This window comes from Achromobacter sp. JD-1 (assembly GCF_038594925.1).
In the GTDB taxonomy this organism is placed as follows: Bacteria; Pseudomonadota; Gammaproteobacteria; order Burkholderiales; family Burkholderiaceae_B; genus Achromobacter; species Achromobacter spanius_C.
On sequence record NZ_JBCGCS010000012.1, the window covers coordinates 140,197 to 161,678 of the forward strand.

The following is a 21,482-nucleotide window of genomic DNA, read 5'->3' on the forward strand; positions in this document are numbered from 1 at the left end:
ATGGGGGCCGGCCTTGCCTTGCGGTTCAGCCGTTGTCGCCGTCGCCTGTCTCTTGCCAGGCAACGTCCGATCACCGCCTTTCCTGACTGTTTCTCATGCTCTCAGACATATCCCCCTTGTTGCTGCACACGCTGTACCTGGTTGCCATCGTGGCCGAAGCGATGACCGCGGCGCTGTCCGCCGGCCGGCGTGACATGGACTGGATGGGCGTGTGCATCATTGCCTGCGTAACGGCGCTGGGCGGCGGTTCGTTGCGCGACGTGCTGCTGGGGCACTACCCGCTGACCTGGGTCATCCACCCCGAGTACCTGTGGATGACGGGGGGCGCGGCCATCCTGACGGCATTGATCGCGCCGGTGATGCGGCGGCTGCGCAGCCTGTTCCTCCTGGCCGACGCGCTGGGCCTGGTGGCCTTTACCGTCATCGGCTGCCAGGTCGCGCAGATGATGCAACTGCCCATTACCGTCGTGCTGATCAGCGGCATGATCACCGGCTGCGCGGGCGGAGTGCTGCGCGACGTGCTCTGCAACGAAGTGCCGCTGCTGTTTCGCAAGGAGCTCTACGCCAGCGTGTCGGTGGTGACCGGGGCGCTGTACCTGGGTGGCCAATCCCTGGGGCTGTCGGCCAATGCGGCCGTGCCGCTGGCGCTGGTGGCAGGGCTGGCGCTGCGGCTCCTGGCCTTGCGTTTCAACTGGCAAATGCCCAAGTTTGTGTACCGAGACGATTGGCATTGAGCCGTTCGCCAGGGCTGGCAGGCGGGCGACAGCGGCTCTGCAACAATTTTCTTATTTGTGTTTCAATAGATTTCTAGTATCTTCTCGCTGTCTCATACCATGCCTCGCGCAGTACAAGGGGAGCCGATTGGACGTCAAAGCGCCCGCCACGATTCCGTATTTTCTGCAGGAACAAATTCGTGCGTTGATAGTGGATGGCACCATCCGGCCCGGGCAGCCCTTGCGGGAGCAAGAACTGGAGCAGCGTTTCGGCACCAGCCGCAGCCCGATCCGGGAAGCGCTGCGCTTGCTGGAACTGAGCGGCCTGGTCACGCATATCCAACGCAAGGGCTTTCGGGCCACGCTCTATACCGAAGCGCAGATCCGTCATCTGTACATGCTGCGCGCCGAACTGGAGGCGTATTGCCTGCGCCAGCTGGCCGACATGCAAGACCTGGCGCCGCTGTTGGCCGAACTGCGCAGCTATGACCAGGCCATCGCGTCCGCGATGGCCAAGCGCGATGCGCGGGCCTGCATCGCGGCCGCGCGCGAGTTCTATCTGGCCTGCGCCCGGTATACGGGCAATACCCCGCTGACCAGTATGTTGAGCAAGCTCTATGAACAGGTAGAGCCACTGCGCTTCCTGCTGGCCAAGCGGTCGGTGCAAACCCATGTGATCCAGTCGTACACCCACGGCATCACGCAGGCCTTGGCGCTGCGCGACGTCGACCGCGCGGCCGATCTGACGCGCACCTATGTGACGGAAGTGCTGCCGAGCATTCTTGAGGCTTATCACGAAGCCGCGGGTCAGGTTTCGGCGGACGCGCCGGCCCGCTACGCCCGCGTCTGATCCGTCACGCTGACGCCATCGGCTGACAGCAGCGTGGCGCGCAGCGGCGCCAGCGCCTCGTGTAATTGCGCAAAGGCGCGTTCGCGCTCGGCGTCCAGACGCTGCGCCTCGTCCATGTCGATCGGCTCGAAACGCAGCGTTTGGCCGGGCGCAGCCTGGGCCAGCGCCGCCAGGTCCACCGTGGCAACCTGGGCAATCTTGGGATAGCCGCCAGTTGTCTGCCGGTCGGCCATCAGAATGATGGCTTCGCCGCCCGCGGGCACCTGCACGGTGCCGAAGCTGGCGGCCTCTGACAACATCTGGCGCGGTGCGTCCATGAACAGCGCCGGACCCGCCAAGCGATACCCCATGCGATCCGACTGTGGGCTGATACGGAATTCCGCCGTGGTGAAGGCCTGGCGCGAGGCCTCGGAAAACTCAAGCCAATGCATGCCGGGCAGAAAGCGGATCGGCCCCCGGCGCTTGCTGGCCAAGATGCCGGGCAGATAGATGCGCAGATTCCACAGCGATTGGCGCAAGCGGCCCACGTCGCGGTCTGTTGCCAGGGGCGCGCGCAGCGCAACGCGGTCGCCTTTGATCAGCGCGCGTCCGTTGAATCCGCCGAAACCGCTGCGCAGATACGTACTTTCGCTACCCATCACGGGCGGCAAGGCAAAGCCGCCATATACGGCCAGGTAGCCCCGCACGCCCGTCGCCGGGCGAGCGCCGAAGGCCAGGATGTCCCCCGCCTGGGCCACCAGCGGTCGGTGCACGGGGATGTCCTGGCCGTTCAGCGTGGCGCCCAGGTCGGCGCCGGCCAGGGCGAAACAGGTGGGCGCATCAAAGCGCAGGGTGGGGCCGGCCAGCGTCATTTCCAAGGTGGCGGGGTCACCCGTATTGCCGGCCAGCGCATTGGCAAGACGGTGCGCGCGCTCGTCCATGGCGCCCGCGGCGGGAATGCCCTGGTGCTGGTAACCCGCGCGGCCGCTGTCCTGAAAGCTGGACAGCATGCCGGGTTTGATAACGGTCACGCTCATGGCTGGCCTTGGCGCATACGGTCGAATTCCTCGGGCGAAATCGGCACGAAGCGGACGGAATCGCCCGGCTGCAGCAACGATGCGGGTTCGCGGGCGGGGTCGAACAGGGTCAGCGGGGTGGCGCCAATGATGTTCCAGCCACCCGGCAGGCGGCTGGGGTAGATCACCGTCTGGCGGTTGGCGACCGCGACGGCGCCCGCGGGGACCGCGGTGCGGGGCGAGGCCCGGCGGGGAAGGTTCAACTTTTCATCGTGCACGCCCAGGTAAGCATGGCCGGGGGCAAAGCCCAGCATGAAGACCATGCTGCGTGGCTGGCTGTGCAGGGCAATGACGGCCTCGGGCGACAAGCCCGCGGCTTGCGCCACGTCGGCCAGGTCGGGGCCATGTTCACCGCCATAGCAAACGGGGATGTCGATGTCGCGTCCGCCCACGGCGTCGGTGGGGATGCCTTCGGCCAGCAAGGCGTCGATGCGGGCGGAAAGGCTAGCGCAGGTAGGGCCGTTGCCCAGGTAGTCGGGGCGATAGTGCACCGCGACCGCGGCAAAGGACGGCACCACGTCGGTGACGCCCGCCCAGCGCGCGTCGCGCAGTTTGCGCGCGGCGGCCAGGCAGGTGCGCCCCAGCGCGGGGTCTATGCCGTCGCCAAACGAGACGATGATGCAGCGGTCACCCTGGGGCAGGATGCGCCAGCGGGGAGAGGCCGAGGAAGGGGGTTCTGAAGAATCGTTCAACGGCGCGACACCTGTTAGGCGGATTACTTGGCGAAGAGCGAATCCATGTTCTTGAACGCCTTGAATTCCAGCGCGTTGCCCGACGGATCCAGGAAGAACATCGTGGCTTGTTCGCCGACTTCGCCTTTGAAGCGGATGTAGGGCTCAATGACGAATTCCGTGCCGGCGTCGATCAGGCGCTTGGACATGGCTTCCCATTGTTCCATGGAAAGCACGGCGCCGAAATGGCGCACGGGCACGTTGTGAGAGTCCACGGCGCTGGTGGCCTTGTGACCGCATTCGCTTGGGGCCAGGTGGGCAACGATCTGGTGGCCGTAGAAATTGAAGTCGATCCATTCGTCCGAGCTACGGCCTTCCGGACAGCCCAGCTTTTCGCCGTAGAAGGCGCGGGCTTCGGCCAGGTCGCGAACCGGAAAGGCCAAATGGAACGGCGGCAGATTGGTTTGGGCAGTCATGAAGAACTCCGGGTCATTCAAGGTGTGAGGGCGATGCGGATGCTTGCACCAGTGCCTAGTTTAGGGATTGTTTTTTTGATTGAAAAACGATATTTTTTGTTTCTTAGCCTCAAAAAAATTGATCGTGATCAAAGAATTCAAGACATTCATCGCGGTAGCGCGAGACGGCACCTTCACCGGCGCGGGCACGCATCTGGGCCTGACGCAGTCGGCGGTCAGCGCCCAGATCAAGCGTCTGGAGGAATATTTGGGGGTGGCGCTGTTCGATCGCAGTGCGCGGGCGGCGGTGCTGAACGCCCATGGTCGCGAGATGTTGCCGCAGGCGGAAGAACTGGTGGCCATGGCTGAACGCATGGTCACCACGGCTGGCGCCGGGCAGGTCAGCGGGTCCCTGCGAATCGGCGCAATTGCGTCGGTGCAGCAAGACTTGCTGGTCAAAGCGCTGGGCCGCTTTCGCGCGGTGTATCCCGACGTGCGGGTACGCGTGGTGCCGGGGGTGTCGTTATCGCTCTTGGGGCAGGTGGACGCGGGCGAGGTGGACATGGCCGTGCTGATCCGCCCACCGTTTGCGCTGCCGCCGGAACTGGGTTGGCAGCGTCTGTTGAGTGAGCCGGTGGTTTTGGCCATGCCGGAATCCATGCCGGTGGCGCCGTGGCGAGAGCTGCTGGCCACGCAGCCGTTCATCCGGTATGACCGTGCTTCTTTTGGCGGGCGCGTGGTGGATATCTTTCTGAAGAAGCATCGCATCAACGTGCACGAGGCCGTGGAGCTGGATGAGATTGAGGCGATTGCCAGCATGGTGCGCCACGGCGTGGGGGTGGCGCTGCTGCCGCAGTTGCGCGGGTTGGACGTGACGGGCTTGCGCTTGGTGCCGCTGGGCGAACAGGCTTTCTACAGGGAAATCGGCATCATCGGCCGCCTGCCTTTCGATGCCGGCAGCGTGCGGGAAAAAATGGCGGAATGTTTAGCCGCGTCCGCATAACCTCGCGCAGCCCCCTCCCACAGGCGACCGCGGCTCGTAGGATGGGTGAAGCGCGCCAGGGCCATCAGAAAAAACCCGCTCTAAATCGCGCGCAACCCATCAAGCAGCGGTAAAACCACAACAAAGCAGCCAGATAGGCAACGCCGCTAGATGGGTTACGCGCGAACCACGGCAGTGTTCTTGCCGCTGCCTTCGCGCGCTGCACCCATCCTACAGTCGGTCGCAGCGGACGGTGATGGGGTGGCTGCGTAATGTGGTCATGACGATGTCGTCTACCTGGCCTTCTACGTCGGTGATGACGTAGCCGATTTGGCCCTTGGTTTGCAGCGTCTGGCTGACGATGTTCAAACCATGTTGCGCCATCAGATTGTCCAGGGTGCCCAGCGCGCCCGGGGCGTTGCGGTGTACGTGCAGGATGCGGGTGGCGCCGGCCGGTTCCAGGTAGGGCAGTTCGGGGAAATTGACCGCGCCCTTGGTGGTGCCCGCCTGCATGAAACGCACCAGCTTTTCGGCCACTTCGCGGCCGATGTTCTCTTGCGATTCCTGCGTGCTGCCGCCAATGTGCGGGGTCAGGATCACGTTTGGCATGCCGATCAAGGGGCTGGCCAACGGTTCGTCGGCGCTCTTGGGTTCGGTGGGGAACACGTCCAGCGCCGCGCCGGCCAGATGGCCGGACTTCAGTGCCGCGTGCAGCGCGTCGATGTCCACGACCGTGCCGCGCGAGGCGTTGATGAGGATGGCCCCGCGCTGCATGCGCGCGATGGTCTCGGCGTTCATGATGTTCTCGGTCGACTTGCCGCCCGGCACGTGCAGCGTCACCACGTCGGCCTGTTCCAGCAACTCGTTGAGCGTGCCGGCGGGCCGTGCATTGCCCAGCGGCAGCTTGGCTTCGACGTCGTGGTAGATGACGCGCATGCCCAGGCTTTCGGCCAGCGTGCTGATCTGCGAGCCGATGTTGCCGTAGCCGACGATGCCCAGCGTCTTGCCACGGGTTTCAAACGCGCCCGAGGCGCTTTTGTCCCAATGGCCCAAGTGCACACGAGCGTTCTTTTCCGGGATGCGGCGCAGCAGGAGGATCGCTTCGCCCAGCACCAATTCAGCCACCGAGCGGGTGTTGGAGAACGGTGCGTTGAATACCGGGATGCCGCGCTGCATGGCCGCGTCCAGATCGACTTGGTTGGTGCCGATGCAAAAGCAGCCCACCACGCGCAGGTCGGGGCTGGACAGCAAGGCGGCGTCCAGGTGCGTGCGAGAACGGATCCCCGCCACTTGCGCGCCGCGCAGGGCGTCGTGCATCTGCGACGGCGGCAAGGCCGCTGCGTGCGTGACGATATCGGTGTAGCCGGCGGCTTCGAAGACCGCGCGGGCGCTCGGGTGGATGTTCTCGAACAGGACGATTTTTGCCATGACTGCCAGGGGGTGGTGAGAAAGCTTGTTATTTATTGTGGCGCATTTTTGCTGCAGTGCAAGGAGTAGCCATTGAGACGGTGTGGATGAATTGTTTCAACGGTAGCCCTGGAATACCTGGGCGCCACCTTGCTTGCCGACCAGCAGCACGTCGTGCGGCGTCTTCCTGCCGCCGTACTCGGGGCCGTCCATGCCCGGCGAACCCAGCGGCATGCCAGGGGCGGCCAGGCCGGCGGCGTTGGGCTTTTCCAGCAGCAGGCGGCGCACGTCGCGGGCGGGCACGTGGCCTTCGACCGCGTAGCCGTCGACCATCGCGGTGTGGCAAGAGCCGTAGTCGGCCATGCCCGCGTTGCGGCGGATGGGGCCGGTGTCTTGCACATCATGCGTGGTGACGATGAAGCCGTTGTCGCGCATGTGTTTGACCCAGTCTTCGCAGCAGCCGCAAGTGGGCGTCTTCCAGACCTCGACCTTGACGGGGCCTTGGGCGGTGGCGAACGCCGGCGCGCAGAGCGCTGCGGCAAGAACCAGGCGAGTCAGTCGGGATACGTTCATGATGCTCCGATCAGGGTAATGGACAAGGGCAAGGTTCATCAGAACCAGAATCGTACGCCGGCCATGACGGCGGTCTGCGACCGGCTGGCGCCGGCGTCCGACGCGTAGCGTGCCGTCTGGCCGAACTTTCGTTCAAAGGATACGCCGATATACGGCGCGAATTCGCGCGTGATTTCGTAGCGCAAGCGCAAGGAAAGCGAACCCGTCGACAGGCCCGACCCGATGCCGCGTTCGGCGTCCGACTTGCCATACAGGCTGGCTTCCAGCTCGGGCGTGAAGATCAGCCGTTGCGTCAGCAGCAGGTCGTACTCGGCCTTCAGCGCCAGCGCCGTGCGACCCGACGCGCCCACATATGCCGTGGTTTCCAGTTCCACGTTGTAAGGCAGCACGCCTTCAATGCCGAAGGCGGCCCAGTTGCGCTTGGGGCCTGAGCCGATGTCGCGGCGCGCACCCAGTTGCAGATCCCAGAAGGGCGATACCGCGTGGCTCCAGAACGCTTCGACCTTGCCGTCCGAGCCGCCGCCGTTTTCGCGTTCGCCTTCGCTCTTGACGACCAGGCGGTCGGTGGCGGTGCCGAACCAGAAGCGGCCATCCCAGTTCAGCGCATTCTGGCCATCGCGGTTGCGCGACACGCCGAACTTGTCGAACAGCACCTGCCAGGCGGGCGCGTTGTCCATCATGTGCGGGTGGATGCCATAGCTGTCATAGCCGCGTTCGCTGCCGCCATCGCTGGACGGCAGGCTGCCCACGGGGGGCGAGCCCGAAGCGGGGGCGTCATGGTTCATGTCCGCGTGATCCAACGCGGCCGGAGCAGTTGGCGGCGTCGCGCCGTGGTCCATGCTGGAGTGGTCCATCGCGCCGTGATCCACGGCGGGCGACTGCGCCTGCGCGCCCGCCGCGGCCAGCGTCGTTGCCATTGCCAGGACGCACAGCTTCAGTCGCCGTGTGTTCGATGTCATCAAGGTTTTCATCGAAAGCTTCATCGCTTACTCCACCACGACCGCTCTGAACATACCGGCCTCCATGTGATACAGCAGGTGGCAGTGGTAAGCCCATAGCCCGCGGGCGTCGGCGCTGACCCGGTAGCTGAGCCGCTGCGCGGGGTTCAGCGTGATGGTGTGCTTGCGTACCTGGAAGGCGCCGTCGGGCGACTCCAGGTCGCTCCACAGGCCATGCAGGTGGATGGGGTGCGTCATCATCGTGTCGTTCACCAGCACAAAGCGCACGCGCTCGCCGTAGCGCAGCACGATGGGCTTGGCATCCGAAAATTTCACGCCGTTAAATGACCACATATAGCGTTCCATATTGCCCGTCAGATGCAGTTCGATTTCACGCGATGGCGCACGGTTGTCGTCGGGTTCGCGCAGCGAATGCAGGTCTGCATAGGTGAGCACGCGGCGGCCGTTGTTGCGCAGGCCCACGCCCGGGTCGTCCAGGCGGGTCGATACCTGGTCGGGCAACATGGAATTGCCCACGCCGCGTTCCGTGGCGTAGGGATGTTGGACCTCGACCATGCCGCCTTGGCCTGCCCCCGAGTCGTGCGCGTCGCCGTGCTCCATGCCGGGCACGGCGCCGTGGTTCATCGCGCCATGGTTCGTGTCGCCGACATTTTCCACGGGGGCTTTCATGCCCCCACCCATGTCATGCGACATCCCCATGTCCATCATGCCCAGCAGTTGCACGCGGTCCAGCGCGGGCACGTCCGCCTGCATGCCGGCGCGCGGCGCCAGCGTGGCGCGGGCGTATCCCGAACGGTCCATGGCTTGCGAGAAGATGGTGTAGGCGCGTGCGTCCAGCGGTTCCACGATGACGTCATACGTTTCCGCCACGCCGATGCGGAATTCCTCTACCTCCACCGGCCGCACGTCTTGCCCGTCGGCGGCCACCACCGTCATCTTCAGGCCGGGAATGCGCACATCGAAGTAGGTCATTGCCGAGCCGTTGATGAAGCGCAGCCGGACGCGTTCGCCCGGCTTGAACAGCCCCGTCCAGTTGCCAGCGGGCGTGGCGCCGTTGGTCAGGAAGGTATAGGTGGCGCCAGACACGTCCGCCAGGTCCGACGGGTTCATGCGCATCTGCTCCCACATCAGCCGTTCGGAGAGCGCGGCGCGCCAGCCGTTTTCGCGCGCGTCGGCCGACAGGCTTTGGACGCTGGGCTGGATGCCGTTGTAGTAGTCGGGCATGACCTTGAGCTTGTTGAAGAGCCGCATGGGGTCTTCGTCCGTCCAGTCGGACAGCAGCACGGTGTGCTCGCGGTCGAAGGCAACAGGGTCGTGGTGGCGCGGGTCGATGACGATGGCGCCGTACAGGCCGGTCTGTTCCTGAAAACCCGAGTGGCTGTGATACCAGTAGGTGCCGCTTTGGCGCACGGGGAAACGGTAGGTGAACGTCTGGCCGGGGTCGATGCCGTTAAAGCTCAGGCCTGGCACGCCGTCCATGTCGGAGGGCAGAAGAATGCCGTGCCAATGAATGGATGTTTGTTCGCGCAGCCGGTTGGTGACGTGCAGCGTGACCGTGTCGCCTTCGCGCCAGCGCAGTATCGGCGCGGGCAGTTGCCCGTTGACTGTGGTGGCGATGCGGGCCGCGCCGGTGTAGTTCACGGGTGTTTCGCCGATCTCCAGATGGAACTCGGTGCCGCGTAGTTCGGCGGATGTGGACATGGGCCGGGGCGCGGCCAAGGCGGCGCGCCAGCCACCCAGCGCCGCCAACGCGCCGCCCGTGGCCAGGCCTTGCACAAAGCGGCGGCGGGCAAGAGATGAGGTGCCCTTGGGCTTTGCGGCGGGGCGCAAGCGGGGCAGAGCGTCTTTCACGAAAGTCCTTGAAGGAGTGACCGTGATGACACTTTAGGAAAACCGGGGTGACCTGATTCTGTCGCCTAGATTACGGATTTGTAATGTTCGCCCGGGGGCGGGGCCGAATTGCGCAGTGTGATGCCCACCACCGTGCCGTTCGCGTCAGACGCCGCATCGACATCGCCGCCATGCATGCGGGCGATGGCGCGCACGATGGCCAGTCCCAGGCCATGGCCCTCGCTGCGCGGCGCGCGTGATGCGCCCGACCGGAAGAACCGGTCAAAGATGCGGGGCAGGTCCGCCGCCGGAATCGGCGTGCCGGGGTTGCGCACTTCCACGCGCGCGCCCGGGGCTTGTGCGAAACAGCTCAGCACGATTTCGCCTCCGGCTGGCGTGGCCTTGATGGCGTTGGCGATCAGGTTGGCCAGCGCGCGGCGCACCAGGCCGGGGTTGGCCGCCACCGTCGCGTCGCCCTCGCAGCGCAGGCGCACGCCTTGCGCCTCCAGCATGGCCTCGTAGTAGTCCGCCACGCGCCGCGCTTCGGCGGCCAATGACACGGGCGCCAGGTCGGCCGCCTGTTCGCCCCGGTCGGCGCGGGCCAGGAACAGCATGTCGTTGACCAGCGTCTTCAGGTCTTCAAGTTCTTCCAGGTTGGATTCCAGCGCGTCACGCAGTTCGGCGGCATCGCGGGGCGACGACAACATGACCTGGGCGCCGTTGATCAGAGTGGCCAGCGGCGTGCGCAGCTCATGCGCCACATCGGCGTTGAAGCCTTCCATCTGCTGATAGGCCGCTTGCAGGCGCTCCAGCGTGCGGTTGAACGAGCGCACCAGGTCGTGCAGTTCGCGGTCGGTGTCTTCCAATGGCAGGCGGTGCGCCAGATTGTCGGGCTGGATGCGCGCGGCTTGCTCCGACAGGCGGCGGGTGGGGGCCATGCTGCGTCGCACGGCCCAGGCCGCCAGCACCACGGTCGCGCCCACCCACAGCGCGCAGATCAGCACCAGCGCGGTGCCGTAGGCGTATAGGAATTGCGAGCTGGCGCGGGTACTGACCGCCACGGTCAATTGCGCGCCGGGCAGGATGCGGTCGTTCATGGCCACGCGCAGCCCGCGCATGCGGCCGCCGTCGGCGGTTTGCAGCACCACCTGCCGGCCGTTGACCATGTCCAGCGTTTCAGGTGGCGCTCCGCCATAGACGGCATGGCCTTGCGCGTCCACGATCCAGATGCCCAACTGGCCTTGCCCCGCGCGCATCTGGTCAAAGGTGGCGGCCAGGTCTTGCAGGCCGCTGGCGCTGTTCTGCATGTCGATCAAGTGATCGATCAGTTCCAGCTTGCCGCTGACCTCGGTGATTTCCTGACGTTCGACTTCGCGCTTGAGCGCCCAGAACAAGGTCGCGCCCGCCAGGCTGGACACCAGCAGCGCAATGGCGCCCAGCAGCAGCGTCAGTCGTGCTTGCATCGAGCGCATGCGGGGTGGCTTCATGCCGGCAGCGGCTGGCTGCGCGACTCCAGCACGTAGCCCATGCCGCGCACGGTATGCAGCAGCTTGGCCTCGTAGGGGTCGTCCAGTTTGCTGCGCAGGCGGCGCACGGCCACGTCGATGACGTTGGTGTCGCTGTCGAAATTCATGTCCCACACCTGTTCGGCCAGCGTGGTGCGCGACAGCACCTGACCCTGGCGGCGCAGCAGCAGCGCCAGCAGGCTGAATTCCTTGGCGGTCAGGTCCAGCCGACGCCCGCCGCGTTGGGCGCGACGACTGGCCAGGTCCAGTTCCAGGTCGGCCAGCCGCAGCAGCGTGGGCTCCTGCGCGCGGCCCCGGCGCAACAGCGCCTGCACGCGCGCCAGCAATTCCGAAAAGGCAAAGGGCTTGACCAGGTAGTCGTCGGCGCCGCCTTCCAGGCCGCGTACGCGGTCTTCCACCGCGTCGCGTGCGGTCAGCATCAGGATGGGGGTGTCTTTGCGCGCTCGCACGGCGGCCAGAATGCCGAAGCCGTCCACGCCAGGCAGCATCACGTCCAGCACGATCAGGTCGTACGCGCCTTCCAGCGCCAGATGCAGGCCGTCCACGCCGTCGCGCGCCACGTCCACGACATGGCTCTGTTCCGACAAGCCCTTGTTCAGGTAGTCGGCCAGTTTGGGTTCGTCTTCGATGACCAGGATGCGCATGGCCCGGAATTTACCACCCGCGCCGCAAGCGCGGCGCGGGCGGGGCCGGGGGGCAGCCGACGGCGCCGCAGGGTTGCGGCCAAGCTCGCAGCCGGGGGTGCAGTCGAGCTTGCAGCCGGGGCCGCAACCCCTTATTCGGCTTCGTCCACGGCGATGCGTTCGGGCGGAAAACGCAGGGAGAAAACGCTGCCCTTGCCGGGTTCGCTGGTGATCAGCAGTTCGGCGTCATGGCGCATGGCGATGTGCTTGGTGATGGCCAGCCCCAGGCCGGTGCCGCCGACCGCGCGCGAGCGCCCGCGATCCACGCGGTAGAAGCGTTCGGTCAGGCGCGGCAGGTGGCGCGCGGGGATGCCGATGCCTGTGTCCTGCACGCTGTAGCGCGCGCCGCCATCGGCTTCGCGTTCCCAGCGCACGGTGATCGTGCCGCCGTCCGGCGTGTAGCGCACCGCGTTGGTCAGCAGGTTCGACAGCGCGGAAGTCAGCTCCGTTTCGGCGCCCAGCACGTCCAGCGCTTCGTCTATATGCCATTCCAGCACGTGGCGGCCGCCCGACAGTGCTTCGATCTGCTGGCGCGCTTTTTGCAGCAGCGCGCCCATGTTGACGGCACGCGGGTCGCTGCCCGGTGACGATTCCAGCGTGGACAAGGTCAGCAGGTCTTCGACAATGGCCTGCATGCGCTGGGCCTGCTCGTGCATCATGTCGATGTACTGCTCGCGCTGTTCCGCGGGCAGCGCGTCGGCCGGCATGTCGCGCAGCGTTTCCAGAAAGCCCGCCAGCACCGTCAGCGGCGTGCGCAGTTCATGCGAGACGTTGGCGACGAAGTCGCGGCGCGTCGTTTCCAGGCGTTCGATCTGCGTCACGTCGCGCGTGATCAGCAGGCGCTGGTTGCTGGCGTAAGCGGTCAGCTGCATCATCATCAGCCGTTCCTGGCCCTGTTGGCCCAGGCGCACCAGGATGGGCTCAGGCCACGCGGGCCGATGCGCGTATTCCACGAATTCGGGCGCGCGCAGCAGGTTCAGCAGGTTGTGGCCCCGATCGGCCGGCAGGCGCAAGCCCAGATGCTGGCGCGCCATGCGGTTGCACCAGTCAATCTGGAAATCTTCATTCAGCGTGACCGCGCCGTCCGGCAAGGCTTGGGCGGCGGCCAGCATGCCTTGCATGGCATCGCGGGTTTCGGCCAGTTCCCGGGCGCGGGCCCGGGTGTAGCGGTAGAGGGGGGCGAGGATGTCGTCCCAAGGCCCGACGGAAGCGGGGGGAGACGTGTCCGGGTTATTGGCCCAGTGGGAAACCAGCGTCAGGCGCCAACTGCGCCAAAGCAGCATGGCGGTCAGCGCGGCTGAAAACACGATCCAGCCCAACGGATCGCCTATGAGCCATTGCGCCAATAGTGAAACAACCGCCCACAGGGCGACCAGGAAAAGTGTGCGCAGCCAGATCATCGTGCGGGAGTTTTACCGCGTCGGAAGCTGTGCCGTAAACCGGTAACCGCTGCCGCGCACGGTTTCCACGTGCGCGTCATGGCCGCTGGGCTCCAGCGCCTTGCGCAAGCGGCGGATATGGACGTCCACGGTGCGCTCTTCGACGAACACGTGGTCGCCCCAGACCTGGTCCAGCAATTGCGAACGCGAGAACACGCGCTCGGGGTGGGTCATGAAGAAGTGCAGCAGGCGGAATTCGGTGGGGCCGATCTGCAACGACTGGCTGTTGCCCGACAGGCGATGCGTCACCGGATCCAGCTTCAGGCCGCCCACGTCGATGACGTCATCGGTCAACTGGGGCGCGCGGCGGCGCAGCACGGCCTTGATGCGGGCCATCAGTTCTTTGGGCGAGAACGGCTTGGTGATGTAGTCGTCGGCGCCGGCTTCCAGGCCGTCCACCTTGTCTTGTTCGGAGCCCTTGGCGGTCAGCATGATGACCGGCACGGCGCGGGTGCGCTCGTCATTGCGCAGCTTGCGCGCCATGGCCAGGCCGGAGGTGCCGGGCAGCATCCAGTCCAGCAGGATCAGGTCGGGCAATTCGGCGCGGATAAGGGTCTGGGCTTGGTCGGCGTCGAAGGCGCGCAGCACTTTGTGCCCCGCGAAGGACAGGTTGACGGCGATCAGTTCCTGGATTGCGGGTTCGTCTTCGACGACGAGGATGGTGCTGGACATGGCGAATTTGGCACGCTTCTGAGCGCCGGCGCGGCGCGAACATTGCGATAGTATGGCCGCAATATTTCAGGTATGTGACCGTGGCGGGCTTGCCGGGCCGGATTTCGGGCCGTCGGCCCCTGCCCGATAGGCTACCATTGCCCGATATATCGGGAATTCACCATGCAAAACCCCTCCGAATCGCAACATTCCACGCCATCCAACGACTCTTCCACGCATTTCGGCTTTCAAACGGTGCCGGAAGGCGAAAAGGCCCGTAAAGTCGCTGAAGTCTTTCATTCGGTCGCTCAGCGCTACGACGTCATGAACGACTTCATGTCGGCCGGCCTGCACCGCGTCTGGAAGGCCTTCACCATAGGCCGCGCCGCCATCCGCCCCGGCATGAAGGTGCTGGACATTGCCGGCGGCACGGGCGACCTGGCCAAGGCGTTCGCCAAGCGCGCCGGCCCCACGGGCGAGGTCTGGCTGACCGACATCAACGATTCCATGCTGCGCGTGGGCCGCGACCGCATGACCGATGCCGGCCTGCTGCTGCCCACCGCCGTGTGCGACGCCGAGCGCCTGCCGTTCCCCACCGGGTATTTCGACCGTGTCAGCGTGGCCTTCGGCCTGCGCAACATGACCCACAAGGACCGCGCGCTGGCTGAGATGGCGCGGGTGTTGAAGCCGGGTGGCAAGCTGCTGGTGCTGGAGTTTTCGCGCGTGGCAAAGCCCTTGTCGCCCGCCTACGACTGGTATTCGTTTAACGTGCTGCCCTGGCTGGGCAAGAAAATCGCCAACGACGAGGCCAGCTACCGCTATCTGGCCGAATCCATCCGCATGCATCCCGACCAGGACACCCTGGCCGACATGCTGCGCACCGCCGGCCTGGAACGGGTGCAGTATTTCAACCTGACCGCCGGCATCGCCGCCCTGCACGAAGGCGTGCGCCTGGGCTGAAGCCGGCGTGTTCATCGGCTGAGGCGACCACTCACGGGGAACTTGTGAGGCAGTCGCTTGTCCGTTATTCTTACGACGTTCAGATTACTGTAAGAAAGTCGCGTATAGGTCCCACTGTCCGTGGGGCTCCTTGCTGCTCGGGGCAGCGGGGGCGCGAGTACGAGGGAGCAAACTCTATGTCCAAATTCTGTCTTTCGCGGTTTGTCGCCGCGGCGCTCATCGCCGTTTCCGGCGCGGCGTTGGTTACGGCATCGTTTGATGCCGAAGCTCGTCGCGCGGGTGGTGGTGGCAGCTTCGGCCGTCAATCCTCCAATGTGACCCAGCAGCGCCAGGCCACCACGCCGCCGACCGCCACCAACAATACGGCCGGCGCCACCGCGGCCCCGGCGGCTGCTGGCGCGGCCACGGCCGGTGCCGCGGGCGCCGCCGCCAAGAGCGGCGCGTCGCGCTGGCTTGGCCCCATCGCCGGCATCGCCGCTGGCCTGGGTATCGCCGCCCTGTTGTCCAGCATGGGCCTGTCGGGCGCGTTCGCCGAATTCCTCGGTTCCGCGCTGCTGATCGCCGCTGTTGTGTTCGCCGTCATGTTCATCATCCGCCGCCTGCGTGGCGCCGGTCCGCGTGCGGCAACGCAAGGCGCGTTCAATGGCGCCAACAACGCACCGGGCCAGCAACAGCAGCCCATGTGGCGTGAAGCGCTGAAGCCGACCGCCGCTGCCGCTCCGGCCGCTGCCGCCGCACCCGTGGCGCCGCCTGCCGTGCTGCCCAAGGCGGGTGAGGACAACAACTGGTTCGTGCCGGGCGACTTCGACACGCCGGCGTTCCTGAAACAGGCCAAGGAGCAGTTCGTCCGCATCCAGGCAGTGTGGGACAGCGGCAGCACCGACGGCCTGCGCGACTTCCTGACCGATGACCTGATCACCGAGCTCAAGCCGCAACTGGCCGAGCGCGGCGCGGCGCCCAACAAGACCGAAGTGGTCCTGCTGAACGCTGAAATGCTGGGTATCGAGACAGTGTCCGACGGCCACCTGGCCAGCGTGCGCTTCTCCGGCATGCTGCGCGAAGCCCCGGGTACCGAAGCCTTCCGTTTCGAAGAAGTCTGGAACCTGTTCAAGCCCGCCAACGGCGGTTGGCTGTTGGCTGGTATTCAGCAGATCCCCGTGGATCTGGCCAGCTAAACGCTGTTTGACCGGGGTTGACCCTGTCCTCTGCTGAAGGATGCCGCCCGGCATCCAATTGAACCGGCCCTAGATGGGCCGGTTTTTCCTTGTCTCGCTACGTGAAACACGCTCGCATCTAACCCGTTACACTCCCGATTTACCCACTAATTTCGGCAACCCCGGCCACCGGGTCGTTGCAAACCGTCATGCTGCCTTTTTCGTTCCTGCCCACCCCCTCGCGAATGGCTGTCAGCGCGCTCAACGCCTTGTTGCGGCGTGAGGACTGGGCGCGCGAGCGTTTGGCCAGGCACGCCGGCAAGACCGTGCGATTCGCCTTGGGCGGATTCACCTTGGCCCTGACGATCGATACCGAAGGGCAGGCGGCGCAAGCTGACCCCGCCGTGGTGCCGGACGTGACCTTGACGGTCGCCCCTGAAAAACTGCCCTTGCCGCGCCTGGGGGCAGAGCGTGACGCGCCTGATTTCGCCGAAGCCACGCACATTTCTGGCGATGCGGCCCTGGCGCAGGTGGTGGCGGATCTGTCCAGGCAATTGCGCTGGGATCCCGAAGATGCGCTGGCCCGCGTGGTGGGCGATATCGCGGCGCTGCGCATCGTGGGCGGCGCGCGCGCGGCAGCCGATGGCGCGCGTACGGCCAGCAAGCGGCTGGCCGAAAACGTGTCTGAATACCTGGCCGAAGAAAGCGGCGTGCTGGTGGGCCGCCCCGCGTTGGAACAATGGCGCCTGGACCTGGCCGAGCTGAACGCGCGCGCGGATGCGCTGGTGCGTTCGGCCGGCGCGCTGCAAACCCGTCTGGCGTCCGCCAGCGCAAAGCGGGGTGCCTGATCCATGTTTCCCCTGCTGCGCCTGCTTCGCATCATCGTCGTATCGCTGCGCTATGGCCTGGACGAACTGGTCCTGTCCAGCCTGAACCATCCCTTGGCCACCTGCCTGTTGCGCGTCATTCGTCTGGGCACGCGTCCGCGCCAGCCGCGCGGGCAGCGTCTGCGCCTGGCGCTGGAATCGCTAGGCCCCATCTTTGTGAAGTTCGGGCAGGTGCTGTCCACCCGCCGCGACCTGATCCCCGCTGATATCGCCAACGAGCTCGCTCTGCTGCAGGACCGCGTACCGCCGTTCCCGTCGGCACAGGCCGCGGCGTGCATCGAGGCCGCGCTGGGCGCGCCGCCCGACAAGTTGTTCGCGCAGTTCGACGTGGATCCGGTGGCGTCGGCGTCCATCGCGCAGGTGCACTTCGCCGTGCTGCACGACGGCCGCGAGGTCGCGGTGAAGGTGCTGCGGCCGGGCATGCTGGGCATCATCGAAAAAGACCTGTCGCTGCTGAAGATCGTGGCGCGCATCATCGAACGCCTGGGCGCCGACGGCCGCCGCCTGAAGCCGCGCGAAGTCGTGGCCGAATTCGACAAATACCTGCACGACGAACTGGATCTGGTGCGCGAAGCATCCAACTGCAGTCAGTTGCGCCGCAATTTCGGCCCGGAATCCGGCCGGGGCGACATGTTGATCGTGCCCGAGGTGATCTGGGAATACACCGCATCCACCGTATTCACCATGCAACGCATGTACGGCATGCCGGTGGGTCAGGTGCAACGCATGCGCGAGGCGGGCATCGACATCCCGACGCTGGCGCGCACCGGGGTGGAAATCTTCTTCACGCAGGTGTTCACCGACGGTTTCTTCCACGCCGACATGCACCCCGGTAACATCTACGTGTCGGATCGCCCCGAGACGCTGGGCAGCTATATCGCGCTTGACTTCGGCATCGTGGGCTCGCTGTCCGAGTTCGATAAAAACTATCTGGCGCAGAATTTCCTGGCCTTTTTCCATCGCGATTACCGGCGTGTGGCGCAGTTGCACATTGAATCCGGCTGGGTGCCCGCCGACACGCGCGAAGAAGAACTGGAAGGCGCCGTGCGCGCCGTCTGCGAACCGTACTTTGACCGGCCGCTGTCCGAGATCTCGCTGGGGCAGGTTCTGCTCCGCCTGTTCCAGACGTCGCGCCGGTTCAATGTAGAGATCCAGCCGCAACTGGTCTTGCTGCAAAAGACCTTGCTGAACGTCGAGGGCTTGGGCCGTCAGCTCGACCCCGACCTGGATCTCTGGAAGACCGCCAAGCCGTATCTGGAACGCTGGATGCGTCAGCGTGTCGGATTCAAGGGCTTGCGCCAAAGCCTGGAAAAAGAAGCCGTGCAGTGGTCGCAAATGCTGCCCGCCTTGCCCAGGCTAGTCCATGACCACCTGAGCCGTCCGAATGTCTCGCCAGCGCTGCTGGCCGAGATGATTCACTTGCGGCGCGCCCAGGAACAGAACAACCGGCTGGTTGCAGCGCTGGTTGGGGTAGTGGCTCTTGCGATCGGGGTCGCAATATGGGCCTTGACCCGGTAGGCGGCGCGATGATCTAGACGAACGCTGTCATGTTTCATTCATGAAACGGTCATCATAGCTTCGCGGGAAACGGCGAAAAATAGCGCTGCGGTGGATGAATGCAGCGTTACGCCGACAAGACGCGTGCGCCATTCATTAATTTCTATCGCCCCACAAGCGGGACGAATACAAGGGCAGACCATGCTTTATCCTGAACTCTTCAAGACCATGGAAGCGGTGCGCTGGAACATGGCTCATGACATCCCCTGGGGGGATTTCGATCGCAGCAAGCTCTCGGACGAGCAGGCGCAAACGATCAAGATGAACGCCATCACCGAATGGGCGGCGCTGCCGGCCACGGAGATGTTTCTGCGCGACAACCGCGGCGACAGCGATTTCTGCGCATTCATGTCGGTGTGGTTCTTCGAAGAGCAGAAGCACTCGCTGGTGCTGATCGAATACCTGCGCCGCTTCCGTCCGGACCTGGTTCCCACCGAAGAAGAGCTGCACAACGTGCGCTTTGAATTCGACGTTGCGCCCGAACTTGAAACGCTGATGCTGCATTTCTGCGGCGAGATTCGCCTGAACCACTGGTATCGCCGTGCCGCCGAATGGCACACGGAACCGGTCATCAAGGCCATCTACAAGACCGTGGCGCAAGACGAAGCCCGCCATGCCGGCGCGTACCTGCAATACATGCGCCGCGCGCTGCATGACCGCGGCCAGGACACCAGCGAACAGGCTCGCCTGGCGTTCTCGAAGATCGGTGTGCTGATGGCTTCGGCCGGCCGGACCCAGCAGGCGCTGCACCCGACCAACCTGCACGTGAACAAAGACCTGTTCCCCAACGACACCGTGCAATCGCGCCTGCCCGAGCCGGGCTGGCTGGAGCACTGGCTCGACACGCAGATTCGCTTTGACGGCATCTGGGAACAAAAGGTCGCCAGCCGCATCCTGCACATCCTGTCCAAGCTGATGGATCGCAGCTTTGAAACGGTGAAAGACCTGAATCGCTACCGCAAGGAAATGACGGCGCTGGTCGTGCCCAAGGAAAAGAAGATCATCCTGGGCGGCGCCTGATATTTCGGGGCGACCGGGAAAGCTCGCCGGAGAGCCCCCGGGGATGCTGCTTCTTGGCGGCGGATGCGCGGATATAATCGCCGCATGTCCGCCGCCCGTTTTGAGTCCAAAGTCCTGTCCCGCGACGAATGCGTCGCCGCCGTCGCCGCTGGCCGCCTGCCGCGGCCGCTGGTATTCACCAACGGCGTCTTCGACATCCTGCATCGCGGCCACGCCACGTATCTGGATCAGGCCGCCCAGCTGGGCGCGACGCTGGTGGTGGCGGTGAACACCGACGAGTCGGTGCGCCGCCTGGGCAAAGGCGCCGAACGCCCGTTGAATCGCATGGAAGACCGCGCCGCGCTACTGGCCGCGCTGGGCTGCGTGACCGTGGTCACGTCGTTCCACGAAGACACGCCCGAAGCCTTGATCGGCGAGATCAAGCCCGATCTGATCGTCAAGGGCGGCGACTACGACATGGAAACGCTGCCGGAAACGGCGCTGGTAAAAAGCTGGGGCGGCCGCGCGGTGGCGATCCCGTTCGAATTCGAACGGTCCACGACGGCGCTGGTGAAGAAGATTCAGGGCGGCTGACAAACATGCGGCTCAAGGGCCGCATCTTTTTGCGCGGGAAGGTGATGGATTCCGCGCGATCTTCGGTGGGGTTCTTGCGACGGGTATCGCGCGCTTCACCCATCCTACGAGCGAGGCCGCTTGTCCTTGATGCGTAGGATGGGTGAAGCGCGGCACATCGGTCATGAACGACCAAGCGCCCATCGCGCGCAACCCATCACCTCCTTACCTCGGGTCCCTCAACAAGCGATTGATCGCTTCCAGATCCGTCTCGGCCAAAATCCCGCTGCTTGCCTTCAGCCTCAACCCCGACAGCACCGTGCTATACCTCGCCAGCGCCAGATCGCGTTGCGTCGCATAAAGCTGTTGCTGCGCGTTCAACACATCCAGGTTGATCCGCACGCCGACTTCGTATCCCGTACGGTTGGCTTCCACGGCTGCCCGGCTGGATTTTTCACCGGCTTCCAGCGCCCGGATACGTGCCAGCCCACTCGTGACGCCGGTGTAATACTGGCGCGCGGCCTGAATTGCCTGGCGGCGCGCGGTTTCGAAATCGTGGCGGGCCTTCTGTTCCAACTGCACCTTTTCGGTCACTTGCGACGACACGCCGCCACCGGAATACAGCGGAATCGACAGCACCACGCCCACCGTGTTGTCGATCGGCTTGCCCGGCGCGGCATTGCGCATGACTGCGTCGCTGGCGCTGCCGCTGGTGGCGCGCAGGTTCAGCGTGGGATAGTGGCCGCTCTTGGCGATCTGGATTTCTCGCCCCGCGATGCGGGTCAGTAATTGCGCGCGCAGCACTTCCAGGCTGGACGATTCGGCCTGCGTGCTCCAGTCGTTGACGCGCGCGGGTTGGGGCGCCGGCAATTGCACGCCGTAGGGCAGTTCGGCCAGCGCGCCAGGCGGTGACCCTATGATCTTGGCGAGTTCGTCGCGGCGCACGTCCAGATCGTTCTGCAGGCGCAGTTCCTGCGCCACCACCAGGTCGTAGCGCGCCTGTGCTTCATACGTGTCGGTGACCGTGGAATTGCCCAGCTCGAAATTGCGCTTCGCCGATTCCAACTGTCCGGCCACGGCGGCCTTTTCGGCCTCGGTGGCGGTCAGCGCGTCTTGCGCATACAGCACGTTGAAATAGGCGTCGGCCACGCGCAGCAGCAGGTCTTGATAGGCCTGCTGCAGTTGCACCTCGACGTCGGCAACGATCAGTTTGGACTGCTCGTAGTTCTGCCAGCGGCCCCAATCAAACAGAGGCTGGGTCAGCGCCAGATCCCAGACGCCGCGCCCGCCGCTATACGACACGCCCAGGCCGCGCGTGCTGCGGGTTTCCTGGTAGGCGCCGCCAGCTTCCGCCGAGATCAGCGGCAGCAGCAGCGAACGGGCTTGGGGTTCTTTTTCCAGGCCGGCGCGATAGTTCGCGCGGGCCGCGGCGTAGATCGGGTCATTGCCCAGCGCGGCTTGCCAGACCTGGATCAGGTTCTGCGCGAACACGGACGACGAAGCGACGCTTGCGGCGCAGGTAAAAACCAGTAAAGCCGTAAGCAGTCGGACGCGCATG

The 21,482-nt window shown here is 65.2% G+C and carries 21 protein-coding genes; 9 read left to right on the plus strand and 12 right to left on the minus strand.

Annotation, left to right across the window (positions count from 1 at the left end):
- Positions 1-95: 95 nt before the first annotated feature.
- On the plus strand, positions 96-734 hold the full coding sequence (locus WBR68_RS19355) for a trimeric intracellular cation channel family protein (RefSeq protein ID WP_050449121.1): 639 nt from the start codon (positions 96-98) through the stop codon (positions 732-734).
- A gap of 127 nt (positions 735-861) precedes the next feature.
- Positions 862-1,563, plus strand: a complete 702-nt coding sequence (locus WBR68_RS19360) for a GntR family transcriptional regulator (protein WP_083447517.1) — start codon at positions 862-864, stop codon at positions 1,561-1,563.
- On the opposite strand, the gene WBR68_RS19365 is transcribed toward WBR68_RS19360, so the two are convergent.
- From WBR68_RS19365 to WBR68_RS19375, 3 genes are read right to left on the minus strand one after another with little or no spacing between them, the layout of a single operon-like run.
- Entirely contained in the window at positions 1,548-2,579 is a 1,032-nt protein-coding gene (locus WBR68_RS19365) for a 5-oxoprolinase subunit C family protein (RefSeq protein ID WP_230695009.1), read from the minus strand. The genes WBR68_RS19360 and WBR68_RS19365 overlap by 16 nt on opposite strands.
- Positions 2,576-3,310: a 5-oxoprolinase subunit PxpB gene (pxpB, locus tag WBR68_RS19370; RefSeq protein ID WP_230695010.1), complete on the minus strand. Its 735-nt coding sequence runs from the start codon at positions 3,308-3,310 to the stop codon at positions 2,576-2,578. The genes WBR68_RS19365 and pxpB overlap by 4 nt, the downstream gene beginning before the upstream one ends.
- A 23-nt stretch (positions 3,311-3,333) precedes the next feature.
- Complete coding sequence (locus WBR68_RS19375; protein WP_050449117.1) at positions 3,334-3,765, minus strand: VOC family protein; 432 nt, start codon at positions 3,763-3,765, stop codon at positions 3,334-3,336.
- Between the two features lie 124 nt (positions 3,766-3,889).
- Here WBR68_RS19375 and WBR68_RS19380 point away from each other — a divergent pair, with 124 nt between their 5' ends.
- Positions 3,890-4,747: a LysR substrate-binding domain-containing protein gene (locus WBR68_RS19380; protein ID WP_050449146.1), complete on the plus strand. Its 858-nt coding sequence runs from the start codon at positions 3,890-3,892 to the stop codon at positions 4,745-4,747.
- 210 nt (positions 4,748-4,957) lie between these two features.
- On the opposite strand, the gene serA is transcribed toward WBR68_RS19380, so the two are convergent.
- The 8 genes from serA to phoB all read right to left on the minus strand — a co-directional run bounded on the left by serA (position 4,958) and on the right by phoB (position 13,815).
- Positions 4,958-6,154, minus strand: coding sequence for a phosphoglycerate dehydrogenase (gene serA / locus WBR68_RS19385; RefSeq protein WP_050449115.1), 1,197 nt, complete (start codon positions 6,152-6,154; stop codon positions 4,958-4,960).
- Positions 6,155-6,250: 96 nt separating this feature from the next.
- Positions 6,251-6,706: a DUF411 domain-containing protein gene (locus tag WBR68_RS19390; protein ID WP_230695011.1), complete on the minus strand. Its 456-nt coding sequence runs from the start codon at positions 6,704-6,706 to the stop codon at positions 6,251-6,253.
- A 38-nt stretch (positions 6,707-6,744) separates the two neighbouring features.
- Entirely contained in the window at positions 6,745-7,665 is a 921-nt protein-coding gene (locus WBR68_RS19395) for a copper resistance protein B (protein WP_230695012.1), read from the minus strand.
- A gap of 27 nt (positions 7,666-7,692) precedes the next feature.
- A complete protein-coding gene (locus WBR68_RS19400; protein ID WP_255696152.1) occupies positions 7,693-9,495 on the minus strand; it encodes a copper resistance system multicopper oxidase in 1,803 nt (600 codons plus the stop codon).
- An 86-nt stretch (positions 9,496-9,581) separates the two neighbouring features.
- Positions 9,582-10,982, minus strand: a complete 1,401-nt coding sequence (locus WBR68_RS19405) for a heavy metal sensor histidine kinase (RefSeq protein WP_230695013.1) — start codon at positions 10,980-10,982, stop codon at positions 9,582-9,584.
- Entirely contained in the window at positions 10,979-11,665 is a 687-nt protein-coding gene (locus WBR68_RS19410) for a heavy metal response regulator transcription factor (protein WP_050449111.1), read from the minus strand. The genes WBR68_RS19405 and WBR68_RS19410 overlap by 4 nt, the downstream gene beginning before the upstream one ends.
- 131 nt (positions 11,666-11,796) lie before the next feature.
- Positions 11,797-13,104, minus strand: a complete 1,308-nt coding sequence (gene phoR, locus WBR68_RS19415; protein ID WP_050449110.1) for a phosphate regulon sensor histidine kinase PhoR — start codon at positions 13,102-13,104, stop codon at positions 11,797-11,799.
- A 12-nt stretch (positions 13,105-13,116) separates the two neighbouring features.
- Positions 13,117-13,815, minus strand: coding sequence for a phosphate regulon transcriptional regulator PhoB (phoB, locus tag WBR68_RS19420; RefSeq protein ID WP_006227196.1), 699 nt, complete (start codon positions 13,813-13,815; stop codon positions 13,117-13,119).
- A gap of 162 nt (positions 13,816-13,977) precedes the next feature.
- Between phoB and ubiE the strand changes: the two genes are divergently transcribed.
- The 6 genes from ubiE to rfaE2 all read left to right on the plus strand — a co-directional run bounded on the left by ubiE (position 13,978) and on the right by rfaE2 (position 19,945).
- Positions 13,978-14,754: a bifunctional demethylmenaquinone methyltransferase/2-methoxy-6-polyprenyl-1,4-benzoquinol methylase UbiE gene (gene ubiE, locus WBR68_RS19425; RefSeq protein ID WP_050449109.1), complete on the plus strand. Its 777-nt coding sequence runs from the start codon at positions 13,978-13,980 to the stop codon at positions 14,752-14,754.
- 176 nt (positions 14,755-14,930) lie between these two features.
- The gene (locus tag WBR68_RS19430; RefSeq protein ID WP_050449108.1) at positions 14,931-15,929 is read left to right on the plus strand and encodes a Tim44 domain-containing protein; all 999 of its coding nucleotides are present in this window, start codon (positions 14,931-14,933) and stop codon (positions 15,927-15,929) included.
- A 188-nt stretch (positions 15,930-16,117) separates the two neighbouring features.
- Positions 16,118-16,756 carry a ubiquinone biosynthesis accessory factor UbiJ gene (locus WBR68_RS19435; RefSeq protein WP_230695014.1) on the plus strand — a complete coding sequence of 213 codons (639 nt, stop codon included), beginning with the start codon at positions 16,118-16,120 and terminating at the stop codon, positions 16,754-16,756.
- A 3-nt stretch (positions 16,757-16,759) separates the two neighbouring features.
- Complete coding sequence (ubiB, locus tag WBR68_RS19440; RefSeq protein ID WP_050449106.1) at positions 16,760-18,313, plus strand: ubiquinone biosynthesis regulatory protein kinase UbiB; 1,554 nt, start codon at positions 16,760-16,762, stop codon at positions 18,311-18,313.
- Positions 18,314-18,493: 180 nt separating this feature from the next.
- A complete protein-coding gene (locus WBR68_RS19445; protein ID WP_050449105.1) occupies positions 18,494-19,372 on the plus strand; it encodes a ferritin-like domain-containing protein in 879 nt (292 codons plus the stop codon).
- Positions 19,373-19,456: 84 nt separating this feature from the next.
- Positions 19,457-19,945 carry a D-glycero-beta-D-manno-heptose 1-phosphate adenylyltransferase gene (rfaE2, locus tag WBR68_RS19450; RefSeq protein ID WP_050449144.1) on the plus strand — a complete coding sequence of 163 codons (489 nt, stop codon included), beginning with the start codon at positions 19,457-19,459 and terminating at the stop codon, positions 19,943-19,945.
- 204 nt (positions 19,946-20,149) lie between these two features.
- On the opposite strand, the gene WBR68_RS19455 is transcribed toward rfaE2, so the two are convergent.
- Positions 20,150-21,481 (minus strand): TolC family outer membrane protein, encoded by a 1,332-nt coding sequence (locus tag WBR68_RS19455; protein ID WP_050449104.1) that lies wholly within the window; start codon positions 21,479-21,481, stop codon positions 20,150-20,152.
- Position 21,482: the final 1 nt, after the last annotated feature.